At 75.1% G+C, this 11287-nt stretch carries 12 protein-coding genes; 8 read left to right on the forward strand and 4 right to left on the reverse strand.

Annotated features, from left to right (window positions below; genetic code table 11):
* Positions 1–53: 53 nt before the first annotated feature.
* Both PIR53_01670 and PIR53_01675 read left to right on the forward strand, forming a co-directional pair.
* Positions 54–875 carry an alpha/beta hydrolase gene (locus tag PIR53_01670; protein WZH52717.1) on the forward strand — a complete coding sequence of 274 codons (822 nt, stop codon included), beginning with the start codon at positions 54–56 and terminating at the stop codon, positions 873–875.
* A 142-nt stretch (positions 876–1017) separates the two neighbouring features.
* Entirely contained in the window at positions 1018–1848 is an 831-nt protein-coding gene (locus PIR53_01675) for an HU family DNA-binding protein (protein ID WZH52718.1), read from the forward strand.
* An 89-nt stretch (positions 1849–1937) separates the two neighbouring features.
* Here PIR53_01675 and cofC read toward each other — a convergent pair whose 3' ends face one another.
* Positions 1938–2555 (reverse strand): 2-phospho-L-lactate guanylyltransferase, encoded by a 618-nt coding sequence (gene cofC / locus PIR53_01680; protein ID WZH52719.1) that lies wholly within the window; start codon positions 2553–2555, stop codon positions 1938–1940.
* A 120-nt stretch (positions 2556–2675) separates the two neighbouring features.
* Between cofC and PIR53_01685 the strand changes: the two genes are divergently transcribed.
* The 3 genes from PIR53_01685 to PIR53_01695 are packed head-to-tail and all read left to right on the forward strand — an operon-like array spanning position 2676 to position 5085.
* Positions 2676–3503, forward strand: coding sequence for a lysophospholipid acyltransferase family protein (locus PIR53_01685; GenBank protein WZH52720.1), 828 nt, complete (start codon positions 2676–2678; stop codon positions 3501–3503).
* A complete protein-coding gene (locus PIR53_01690; protein ID WZH52721.1) occupies positions 3500–4501 on the forward strand; it encodes an NAD(P)-dependent glycerol-3-phosphate dehydrogenase in 1002 nt (333 codons plus the stop codon). The genes PIR53_01685 and PIR53_01690 overlap by 4 nt, the downstream gene beginning before the upstream one ends.
* On the forward strand, positions 4501–5085 hold the full coding sequence (locus PIR53_01695) for an SMI1/KNR4 family protein (protein ID WZH52722.1): 585 nt from the start codon (positions 4501–4503) through the stop codon (positions 5083–5085). Before PIR53_01690 ends, PIR53_01695 begins: the two co-directional genes overlap by 1 nt.
* 23 nt (positions 5086–5108) lie before the next feature.
* Here PIR53_01695 and PIR53_01700 read toward each other — a convergent pair whose 3' ends face one another.
* Positions 5109–6230, reverse strand: coding sequence for a PLP-dependent transferase (locus PIR53_01700; protein WZH52723.1), 1122 nt, complete (start codon positions 6228–6230; stop codon positions 5109–5111).
* A gap of 33 nt (positions 6231–6263) precedes the next feature.
* On the opposite strand from PIR53_01700, the gene PIR53_01705 reads away from it, so the two are divergent.
* Positions 6264–7382, forward strand: a complete 1119-nt coding sequence (locus tag PIR53_01705) for a D-alanine--D-alanine ligase (GenBank protein WZH52724.1) — start codon at positions 6264–6266, stop codon at positions 7380–7382.
* 16 nt (positions 7383–7398) lie between these two features.
* Here PIR53_01705 and PIR53_01710 read toward each other — a convergent pair whose 3' ends face one another.
* Positions 7399–7914: a DUF3515 family protein gene (locus PIR53_01710; protein ID WZH52725.1), complete on the reverse strand. Its 516-nt coding sequence runs from the start codon at positions 7912–7914 to the stop codon at positions 7399–7401.
* Between the two features lie 114 nt (positions 7915–8028).
* Here PIR53_01710 and PIR53_01715 point away from each other — a divergent pair, with 114 nt between their 5' ends.
* A complete protein-coding gene (locus PIR53_01715; GenBank protein ID WZH52726.1) occupies positions 8029–9000 on the forward strand; it encodes a thiamine-phosphate kinase in 972 nt (323 codons plus the stop codon).
* An 80-nt stretch (positions 9001–9080) separates the two neighbouring features.
* Here the strand turns inward: PIR53_01715 and rpmB are convergent, their stop codons facing one another.
* On the reverse strand, positions 9081–9266 hold the full coding sequence (gene rpmB, locus PIR53_01720) for a 50S ribosomal protein L28 (GenBank protein WZH52727.1): 186 nt from the start codon (positions 9264–9266) through the stop codon (positions 9081–9083).
* A 244-nt stretch (positions 9267–9510) separates the two neighbouring features.
* Here rpmB and PIR53_01725 point away from each other — a divergent pair, with 244 nt between their 5' ends.
* Entirely contained in the window at positions 9511–11277 is a 1767-nt protein-coding gene (locus PIR53_01725) for a DAK2 domain-containing protein (protein WZH52728.1), read from the forward strand.
* Positions 11278–11287 lie beyond the last annotated feature (10 nt).

Here is an 11287-nt window from a genome sequence, read left to right on the forward strand (position 1 = left end):
GGACCGGTCCCCCCCGCGGGCCGGCGCGATCGACGATCCCCGAGGAGTCATCGATGACCTCCGTCCCGTCCAACGGCATCAACCTCAACGTCACCGACACGGGCGGCGAGGGCCGGCCCGTGGTGCTCATCCACGGCTGGCCGCTCAGCGCCGCCTCCTGGGAGAACCAGGCGAGCGTCCTCATGCAGGCCGGCCACCGCGTCGTCGCCTACGACCGGCGCGGCTTCGGCGCGTCCGACAAGCCGGAGACCGGCTACGACTACGACACGCTGGCCGCCGACCTCGACGGCCTCCTCACCGAGCTCGACCTGCGGGACGTCACGCTCATCGGCTTCTCCATGGGCGGAGGTGAGGTGGTGCGCTACCTCTCGACGTACGGCGCGGACCGCGTCCGCTCGGCCGTGCTGGCGGCCGCGGTGCCGCCCTACCTGCTGAAGACCGACGACAACCCCGAGGGAGGCCTCGGCGAGGACGACGTGCAGGGGTTCGTCGACGGCGTGACCGACGACCGCGAGAACTTCCTCGACGGGTTCGTCACCGACTTCTTCTCGGTCGACGGCGAGCTGAAGGTGAACGAGGAGGAGCGGCAGAAGGCGCTCGCCCTGACCGAGCCCGCCACGACGGCGTCGCTCGCCGGCTGCGTGCACGCGTTCGCGCGCACCGACTTCCGCGGGGACCTGGCGGCCATCACCGTCCCGACCCTCGTCATCCACGGTGACGGCGACGCCACGGTGCCGTTCGAGGTGTCGGGCAAGCGCTCCGCCGACGCGATCGCCGGCGCGGAGCTCGTGGTGGTCGAGGGTGCGCCCCACGGCTTCAACGTCAGCCACGCCGCCGAGTTCAACGCGGCGCTGGGTGACTTCCTGGCGCGCTGACCCCTGCCGTCGTGTCGCGCCGCCGGCGCTCCCGCCCCAGGAAATCGGTCCCCGACCGTTGTGGCGGGGGCGTCGGCGACCTAGCGTTCACGATCACCACCCGCGAGGCACGGGGCCGCCCGGGGGCACCGGAAGGACACCAGTGAACAAGTCGCAGTTCGTCGACGCCCTGTCCGCGAAGTTCGAGGGCAACAAGAAGGCGGCCGCCGAGGCCCTCGACGCCGTGGTGGACACCATCACCCGCGAGGTCGCCCGGGGCGAGAAGGTCGTCATCACCGGTTTCGGTGCGTTCGAGAAGCGGGTGCGCGAGGCCCGTGTGGTCCGCAACCCGCAGACGGGCGAGCTGATCGAGGCGGCGAAGAAGGCCGTCCCGAAGTTCACCCCGGGCGCCGACCTCCGCAACGTCATCTCGGGCGCCAAGCAGCTGCCCGCGGCCACGGTCGAGGCGGCCGGTGATGCGGCCAGCGGGCTGGTCGCCAAGGTGACCGGCCGCGGCTCGCGGAAGGGGAGCTCGCCGGCCCCGACGGAGACCGCCACGGAGGCGGCGCCCGCCAAGAAGGCGCCTGCGAAGAAGGCGCCTGCGAAGAAGGCGCCTGCGAAGAAGGCGCCAGCGAAGAAGGCGCCCGCCAAGAAGGCGCCCGCCAAGAAGGCGACCACGGCGTCGTCGACGAGCACGGCCGCGGCTTCGCCGGCAACGAAGTCGACGGCTAAGAAGTCCCCGGCGACGAAGTCCCCGGCGAAGAAGTCCTCGGCCACGAAGTCCACGGCCACGAAGACGACGACTAAGAAGACGCCCGCCACGAAGAAGGGGTCCGCCACGAAAAAGGCGTCCGCGGCGACGAAGGCCCCGGCCGAGAAGGCCCCGGCGAAGAAGGCCCCGGCGAAGAAGGCCCCCGCCGCGAGCAAGGCTGCGGAGAGCCCGGCACCGGCGACCCCGACGTCGACCCCCGACAAGCCGAGCAGCGACGCCTGACGGGAGCGCCGCCGTACCTCCCCGGGTCGTGGTGTCAGCCCTGCGGTCTCCGTGGGCCCGGCACCACGACCGGGGGAAGGGGAGGAGCGTCAGGCCAGCAGCGCGCGGGTGCGGGCGCCGAGGCCGAGGCGGGCCGCGGCCACGAGGGCCGACGCGTCGTCGACGTCCCGCCGGAGCGTGAGCAGCTCGCCGGGCACGGCGTCCGCGCCGCCGTGGGCATGGGCCTCGGCGGATCCGGCGCCGAACTGCGGCGCGAACTCCTCGGGCGCGGCGGAGTAGAGCACGGTGCCCGTCCCCTCCGCGTCGGCGACGAACGACGGCCCCGGGCGGCCCAGCACCACGGCGAGCGCGGCGTCGAGGTCCTCCGGCAGGAGGGCCGGCAGGTCGGCGCAGAGCGCTGCCGGACGGGCCTCGGGCCAGCGGCGCCGCACCTCGGCTGCGCCCTGGCGGAGGCTGCCGTTGAGGTCGCCGTCGACGGGGTCGGGGAGCACGACGCAGCCCACGCGGGCCAGCTCGTCGGCGAACAGGTGGTCGTCGGTGAGGGCGAGCACGGCCGCCACCCGGGGCGCCGCCAGGGCGGCGGACGCCGTGTCGAGCGCGAACGCGGCGGCGAGCTCCCGACGCGCCACGGGGATCGAGACCAGGCGCGACTTCCCGACCGCGGGAGGCTTCACGGGCAGGATCACGACGGCGGAGGACGGGCTCATCGGGAGCGATTGTCGCAGCAGGTCGCGCGGGGGAGGGGTACGGCGGGGTCGGCCGCCCGGGTGGCGAGCGCCTATCCTCACGTGCGGCGCCCGCGGGGTGGTGTCGGTGAGGAGCAGACGATGTCGGTGCGCAGGCTGAGCGAGCGCCGGGGGTGGGCGTACACGCTCGGGGCCTCCATCCTGAAGCCCACGCTGACGGCCGCGGTGACGCGGACGTGGGTGGGCGGGGAGAACATCCCCGCCGAGGGCGGCTGCGTGATCGCGCTCAACCACATCACGAAGGTCGACCCGCTCTTCGCGGCGCACTTCGTCTACGACCACGGTCGCCTCGCGCGCTACCTGGCGAAGTCGAGCCTCTTCGAGGTCAAGGGGCTCGGCACCTTCCTCACGGGCGCGGGCCAGATCCCCGTCGAGCGCGAGAGCGCCGGGCTCTCGGCCTACGAGGCCGCGGTCGCCGCGGTCGACGCCGGCGCGTGCGTCGTCGTCTACCCGGAGGGCACCATCACGCGCGATCCCGACCTCTGGCCCATGACCGGCAAGACCGGTGCCGCCCGCATCGGGCTGGCGACCGGTGCGCCCGTGATCCCGGTGGCGCACTGGGGTGCGCAGGACGTGCTCGCGCCGTACTCCTCCACGCCGCGGCTGCTGCCGCGCAAGCACGTGACGATCCACGCCGGCCCGCCCGTCGACCTGGCCGACCTCACCGGCGGCCGGGTCGACACCGCGACCGCGACGGAGGCGACGGAACGCATCATGGGGGCCATCACCGACCTGCTCGCGGGGATCCGGGGCGAGGAGCCCCCCGCCGAGCGGTTCGACCCGCGGGCGCAGGGCGTGAGCGAGTTCGGACGGCCCCGGGCCGTGCCGCCGCGGACGGCCACGACCCCGCAGGAGCCCCGCCCGCACGACCAGCAGGCCGACCAGCGCCGCGACGAGGAGGACGCATGACGAAGGTGGCGGTGCTGAGCGCCGGGTCCTGGGGGACGGCGTTCGCGCTCGTGCTCGCCGACGGCGGCGGGGACGTGACCCTGTGGGCCCGCCGCGACGAGGTCGTGGAGCGGATCAACGAGCGGCACGAGAACACGGAGTACCTGCCGGGCATCCAGATCCCGCCCACCGTCGACGCGACCACCGACCCCGAGAAGGCGATGGCGGGGGCCGACGTCGTCGTCTGGTCGATGCCGTCGCAGACGCTCCGGTCGACCCTCGAGGGCTGGCGCGACCTCGTGCCGCGGGACGCCGTCTCGGTCTCCCTCATGAAGGGCGTCGAGCTCGGCACGGTGAAGCGCATGAGCGAGGTGATCGAGGAGTCCCTCGACGTGCCCCGCCGCCAGGTGGCCGTGGTCAGCGGCCCCAACCTCGCGAAGGAGATCGCGCGCCGCGAGCCCGCCGCGTCCGTCGTGGCCTGCGAGGACGAGGAGACCGCCGTGCGGCTCCAGAAGCTCGTGCACACGCCGGCGTTCCGGCCCTACACGACGACGGACGTCGTGGGCTGCGAGATCGGCGGCGCCTACAAGAACGTGGTCGCGCTCAGCGTCGGCATGGCGGTCGGCCTCGGCTTCGGCGACAACACGACGGCCTCGGTCATCACCCGCGGGCTCGCGGAGACGGCACGGCTCTCGATGGCCCTCGGCGCCAACCCGCTGACGCTCATGGGTCTCGCCGGTCTCGGGGACCTCGTCGCGACCTGCTCGTCGCCGCTCAGCCGCAACCGCACGTTCGGCGAGCGCCTCGGGCAGGGCATGACGACGGAGGAGATCTACGCCTCGACGCGCCAGGTGGCCGAGGGCGCCAAGTCGTGCAGCTCGCTCCGCGACCTCGCGCGGCGCACGGGGGTCGACGCCCCCATCGCCCACCACGTCGACGAGGTCGTCGCCGGCCGGATGACGGCGCGGGACATGATGGAGTCGTTCGTGGCGCGCGAGACCAAGGCCGAGACCGACTGATGCCCGACCCGGGAGGGACCCGCCGGGCCGCCGAGCGGTTCCGCGCGGCCGTCGAGGCGGCCCTCCCGGGCACGGTCCCCTTCCTGCCCGGCGCCGACGACGCGACGCTCGACGCCCTGGAGCGCGACCTCGGCCGGCCGTGGCCGCCGGAGCTGCGCGCCCTCCTCGCCACGGTCGGCGGCCAGGAGGACGGGATCAGCGGCCCCCTCAACCTCATGCGCTTCCTGCGCCCGGAGGAGATCGTCGCGATGCACGCGATGCTCGTCTCCGCGGTGGGCGAGCTGACGGAGCCGGCGGCGCAGCCCGCGCCGTACCGGTGGGAGGTCTGGTCGGACGCCTGGATCCCGTTCGTGGCCTTCCAGGGCGACAGCTACTGCGTGGACACCGACCCGGGGGAGACGGGTACGGCGGGGCAGGCGTTCCAGCGGCCCAACGTGCCCGACCTGGAGGAGCCCGAGGCGCCCTCCGTGCGCGCCTTCCTCGACGGCCTGGCCGAGCGGCTGGAGCAGGGTCGATTCGAGAGGCAGGAGGCCGCGGAGGGCCTCCCGCCCACCGCCTGGGTCACGCTGCTCGACGAAGACTGAGGGTCCTGGTCGAGGAGGCCGCGTCAGCCCAGGCGGTCCAGCGCCTGCGCGAGGTCGGCCCAGAGGTCCTCGACGTCCTCGACCCCGACGGAGAGCCGCACGAGCGACTCCGGGATGGTCGGCGACTCGGTCTTCCACCGGCGCCGGCGCTCGAGCGTCGACTCGACACCCCCGAGGCTCGTCGCGAAGACCCACAGGTCGGTGGTGCGGCACAGCAGGTCGGCCGCGTCGGGACCGGCGTGCAGCTCGACGGCGACGATCGCCCCGAACCCGGGGTAGCGCACCCGCGAGACCGCCGGGTGCGCCTCCAGCCGGCGCACCAGCTCGACTGCGTTCGCCTGGGCGCGCTCGACCCGCAGGTGCAGCGTGCGCAGGCCGCGCAGCGCGAGCCACGCCTCGAGGGTGCCGGGGATCGCGCCGAGGAGGTCGCGGCGCCCCTTGAGCACGTCGAAGAGGGCGTCGTCGCGCACGACGAGCGCGCCGAGGAGGGCGTCGGAGTGGCCGGCGAGGTACTTCGTCGCCGAGTGCAGCACGATGTCCGCGCCGAGCTCCAGCGGCCGCTGCAGGAGCGGGGTCGCGAAGGTGTTGTCGACGACGACCTGGGCGCCCGCGGCGTGGGCGGCCTCCGCGACGGCGGCGATGTCGGCGACCTCGAGGGCCGGGTTGGTGGGCGACTCGACCCAGAGGATCGCGGCGTCCTCGCAGGCGGCCGCGACGGCGGCGGTGTCGGAGATGTCGACGAGCTTCCCCTGGGCGCGCCCGCGGAGCCCGGCGTCGCCCAGCTGGCCCAGCGTGCCCTGGTAGGCGTGCTGGGGCGCGACGACGGTCTCGCCGTCGGCGACGAGGTCGAGCACGGTGGCCACGGCGGCGAGACCCGAGGAGAACGCGAGCGCGCGTCCGCCCTCGAGGCTGCCGAGCGCCTCCTCGAAGGCCAGCCAGGTCGGGTTGCCGTAGCGGCCGTACTCGACGTCCCCACCCCCGACGTACGTCGCCGCCATGGTGATCGGCGTGTTGAGCGGGGCGTCGGGAACGACCGGCGGGCGGCCGACGTGGACGGCGCGGGTGGCCGGACGGAGGCCCGCGGCAGCGTCGGGGCCGGGTGCGGCGTCCGCGGGCAGGGGGACGGACGGGGAGTCGTCGGGCATGGGGGCGAGCCTAGGCCGGTAGGGTCAGCGCCCATGAGCGCGCCCTCCCCACGTCCCCGGGTCGCCGTCGTCTTCGGCGGACGGTCGGCGGAGCACTCGATCTCCTGCATCTCGGCCGGCAGCGTGATCGCGGCGCTGGATCCCGAGAAGTACGACGTGGTGCCCATCGGCATCGCCCGCGACGGCAGCTGGGTGCTCGAGGACCCGGCCACCAACCGCCTGGAGCTCGGACCGGGTGGCGCCCTGCCGTCGGTGCGCAGCGAGACCGCGGTGCAGCTCGTGCCGGGTGCGACCGCCGAGCTCGTCGTGCACGACGCCGCCGACGTGCCACGGGTGCTCGGGGACGTGGACGTCGTCTTCCCCGTCATGCACGGCCCGTTCGGGCAGGACGGCACCCTGCAGGGGCTGCTGGAGATGGCGGGCGTGCGCTACGTCGGCGCCGGGGTGCTCTCCTCGGCGGTCGGCACCGACAAGATCCACATGAAGCGCCTCTTCGAGGCGGCGGGCCTCCCCGTGCTGCCCTACGTGACGGTGACGCCGCGCGACTGGGCGCGCGACGAGGCGGGCGTGCGCCGCCGCATCGCCGACCTCGGGCTCCCGGTCTTCGTCAAGCCGGCCCGGGCGGGCTCCAGCTTCGGCATCTCCCGCGTCGACGACCTCGCCGACCTCGACGCCGCACTGGCGGAGGCCCGGCAGCACGACCCGAAGGTCGTCGTCGAGGCGGCCGCGACGGACGCGCGCGAGATCGAGTGCGGCGTGCTCGCCGGGCAGGGCGCCGAGGACCACCGCACGAGCGCGCTGGCGGAGATCCGGGTGACCTCGGAGCACGCGTTCTACGACTTCGAGGCCAAGTACCTCCCCGAGGAGAACACCGCCCTCGACGTGCCCGCCCAGGTGCCGGCCGACGTCGAGGCCCGGGTGCGCGCGCTGTCGGTGGCCGCGTTCGACGCCCTCGACTGCGAGGGCCTGGCCCGCGTCGACTTCTTCGTCTTCCCCGACGGCCGGGTCGTGCTCAACGAGGTCGAGACGATGCCCGGCTTCACCAGCCTCTCGATGTTCCCGCGCATGTGGGCGGCGAGCGGCGTCGACTACCCGACGCTCGTGGACCGCCTCGTCACGCTCGCGCTCGGCCGCGACGTCGGGCTGCGCTGAGCCTCAGGGGGCAGGCTCAGACGCAGGGGGAGACGGTCTCCGTGCCGGCGAGCACGGCGGGCGCGACGTCGACCATCTCCTCGACCGGCGGCCGGCGCTCGGCCGGGATGCGCAGCTCGACCACGGGCACCTGCCCGATGGTGGTGAGCACGGCGTCGGTGGTCTGGTCGCGGTAGGTCGCGGGCTCGGCGTACCAGCCCACCCCGCCCACCTCCTCGCAGTCCGAGATCTCGGTGAACGAGTCCGGCATCGCCACGCCGCACACGACGACGACCGCGGGCTCGCCCCAGGCCCGCGCGGCCAGGCCGTCCTGCTCGATCGCCCGCACCTCCTGCCCGTCGACCTCGTCGGGCAGCGCGTCGAGCACGGCCTCGCAGGCGGCGCGGTCGGCGTCCGGGAGGTCCGCCAGCGCAGGGGCGCCCTCGACGCGCACGGGGTCGGCCCCGCAGGCGGTGAGGCCGACGGTCGCCCCGACGAGGGCGAGGGCCAGGCCGGCGGCGGCACGCGGCGTACGGCGCGGGGACGAGGGCACGCGGACCTCCTGGTGAGCGGGTGAGCGGGCGCCGCCGAGCATCCCACGCAGCCCGTCGGGAGGGCTCCGCAGGGCGTGCGCCGGAACGGGGACGTCGTCTGGTGGGATGGACCCATGGCGTCGCTTCCCCGTGAGACCCCGCTGACCGAGGCGGGCGAGTTCGCCGTCGTCGCCGCCCTCCTGGAGCGCTTCCGCGCCGAGCGCGAGGACGTGCTGGTGGGGCCGGGCGACGACGCGGCGGTGCTCCGGATCCGTCGCGGCCACGCGGTCGTGTCCACCGACCTCGTCGTCGAGAACCGGCACTTCCGCCGGGACTGGTGCTCGGCGGAGGACGTCGGCCACCGGGCCGCGGCCCAGAACCTCTCCGACATCAACGCCATGGGCGGCCGCGCCCACTCGCTGACGCTCGGGCTCGCGCTGCCCGACGACCTCACGCTCGGCTGGGTCGAGGACTTCGCGACCGGGTTCGCCGCCGAGGCCGCCCGCGTCGGCGCGGTGGTCGTCGGCGGCGACGTGACGCGGGCCAGCGAGATCGTCGCCGCCGTGACGGTGATCGGCGGGGTCGCAAAGGCCCCGGTGCTGCGCTCCGGCGCGCTCCCCGGCGACGTGCTCGCCCTCTGCGGACGGCAGGGCTGGGCCGCGGCGGGGCTCGCCGTGCTCGGGCGGGGCTTCCGCTCACCGCGCGTGCTGGTGGACGCCTACCGCCGCCCCGAGCCGCCGTACGACGCGGGAGCCGCCGCCGCCGAGGCGGGCGCCCACGCGCTCATCGACGTGTCCGACGGGCTGCTGGCGGACGCGGCGCACGTCGCGGTCGCCTCGGGTGTGCGGCTCGACGTCGTCACCGAGGCGCTGGGCGTCGACGAGCCGCTCCACGCCGTCGGTGCGGCGCTGGGGGCCGACCCGCAGCAGTTCGTGCTCAGCGGCGGCGACGACCACGGCCTGCTCGCGGCGTTCCCGGCCGACGCGGCCCTGCCCGAGGGCTGGAGCGTGATCGGCCGCGTGCACGAGCGCGTCGCCGACGACGAGCCCTGGGTCACCGTCGACGGCGCCCCCCACGAGGGCCCGACGGGGTGGCGGCACTTCTGAGCCGGGCAGGGGACGTGGAAATGCCGGAGGGCCCGCCAGCGGTGCTGGCGGGCCCTCCGGTGGTGACGCGAGGCGTCAGGTCAGCGCGTGACCTTGCCGGCCTTGAGGCAGCCGGTGCAGACGTTGAGGCGGGTGGGGGTGCCACCGACCTTCGCGCGGACGCGCTGGATGTTGGGGTTGAAGCGACGCTTCGTGATCTTCCGCGACCACGGCCGATTGTTGCCGAAGCCCGGCTTCTTGTCGCAGATGTCACAGACGGCAGCCACCGTGAACTCCTGAAGTCGATGTCGAGACGATTCGATTGTCGCCACTGAGCGGACCCGCGGGTGCGGCGCTCGGAGAAGGCAACCGCAGAAGAGTAGCGGATGCCCCGGAGTGGGGGCCAATCGTCGCCGCGACCCGGTGCCGCGGCCCCCGCATCGTCCCACGACCGAGCCTCTCCGACTAACCTCGGCTCGATCACGCCACGCCACGGCGCACCGCTGCGCCCCGCCCAGCCCCGGAGGACCCATGACCGATCCCGGGCAGCCCGGTCCGTCCGGTCAGCCCGTGCGGCTCGAGGTCGTGGCCCGGTTCGTCGACATCGCGACCGACGCGCTGGCGGACGCGCGCGAGGAGATCGACGCGCTCAACGTGTTCCCCGTGCCCGACGGCGACACGGGCACCAACATGTTCCTCACGATGTCGACGGCCCGCGAGTCGCTGCGCCAGGTGCTCCGCGAGGCCGGGCTCGGCCGCATCGCGGGTGACGCCCACGCGGGTCCGCCGGTCCCGGGGGCCGTGCGACCCGAGCACCTCGTGCTCGCCCTCCGTGCCCTCGCCCGCGGGGCGCTCATGGGGGCGCGCGGCAACTCGGGCGTGATCCTGGCCCAGATGCTCGGCGCCATCGCGGCCCACCTCGAGGAGGCCACGCCCGACGTGCGTGCCGCGACGCTGGTGGCGGGGTCGCTGGCCGACGCGACGGCCGCGAGCTACGCCGCGGTGGGGGAGCCCGTCGAGGGCACGATCCTCACCGTCGCGCGCGCCGCCAGCGAGGCGGCGACGGAGGCCGCTGCGGCGCCGGGCGCCCGCTCGCGCGACGTCTACGTGGCGGCAGCCGCAGCGGCACGCGACGCGCTCCTCCTCACGCCCCAGCAGCTCCCCGCCCTCGCGGCCGCCGGGGTCGTCGACGCCGGCGGCCGGGGCCTCAGCGTCATCCTCGACGCCGCCGAGACCGCGCTCACGGGGCGCCGCCGGCTCTCGGGCCCCGTGCGTCTCGGCCACCACCAGATCCCGCTGCCGACGCCCGAGCCCGACGAGGCCGACGCCGCGAGCGGGGCCGCGACGCCGGCGTACGAGGTCATGTACCTCCTCGAGCCCACCTCCCCGGAGGCCGTCGCGGAGCTGCGCACCCGGCTCGCGGAGATCGGCGACTCGCTCGTCGTCGTCGGCAACGACGACCTCTGGAGCATCCACGTGCACGTCGACGACGCGGGCGCGGCGGTCGAGGCCGGGATCGCCGCCGGGCGCCCCCACCAGGTCCGCATCACCCACTTCGACGACACGGTGCACGGACACGGCGGCGGCCACGGGCACGGCCGCCCGGGCAGCCACGGCGCGGGTACGACGCGGCGCACCGGCCGCGCGGTCGTCGCGGTCTCCGCGGGGCCGGGCCTGGCGGCGCTCTTCGAGGACGCGGGCGCCCTCGCCGTGCCGGGCGGTCCGGGCGAGCGGCCGTCGGCGGGCATGCTGCTTGAGGCGGTGCGCCGGACGGGCGCCGCCGAGGTCGTGATCCTCCCCAACGACCACGACTCGCTGCGCACCGCCGAGATCGCGGCCCGCACGGCGGAGGAGGACGGTGACGTCGAGGTCGCGGTCGTCCCCAGCCGGGCGCAGGTGCAGGGCCTCGCCGCCCTGGCGGTGCACGAGCCGGGACGCGCCTTCGGTCCCGACGTGCTCGAGATGACCGCCGCGGCCCGGCACTGCCGGCACGGCGCGGTCACCGAGGCGTCGAAGCGGGCGATCACGTCGGCCGGCCCGTGCGAGCCGGGCGACGTGCTCGGCGTCGTCATGGGCGACTTCGCCGTCGTCGGGCAGGACCGGTTGGGCGTCGCCGTGGAGGTGCTCACCCGGCTCCTCGCCGTCGGCGGCGAGCTCGTGACCATCGTCGGCGGCGAAGGGTCCGGCGACCTGGCCGCCCGGCTCGCGGCCCACGTCGAGCAGGTCCACCCCGGTGTCGACGTCGTGACCTACGACGGCGGGCAGCCGCGCTACTCCGTCCTGCTGTCGGTGGAGTGAGGGAGGCAGA

It is taken from the genome of Nocardioides alkalitolerans (genome assembly GCA_038184435.1).
Classification (GTDB): Bacteria; Actinomycetota; Actinomycetes; order Propionibacteriales; family Nocardioidaceae; genus Nocardioides; species Nocardioides alkalitolerans_A.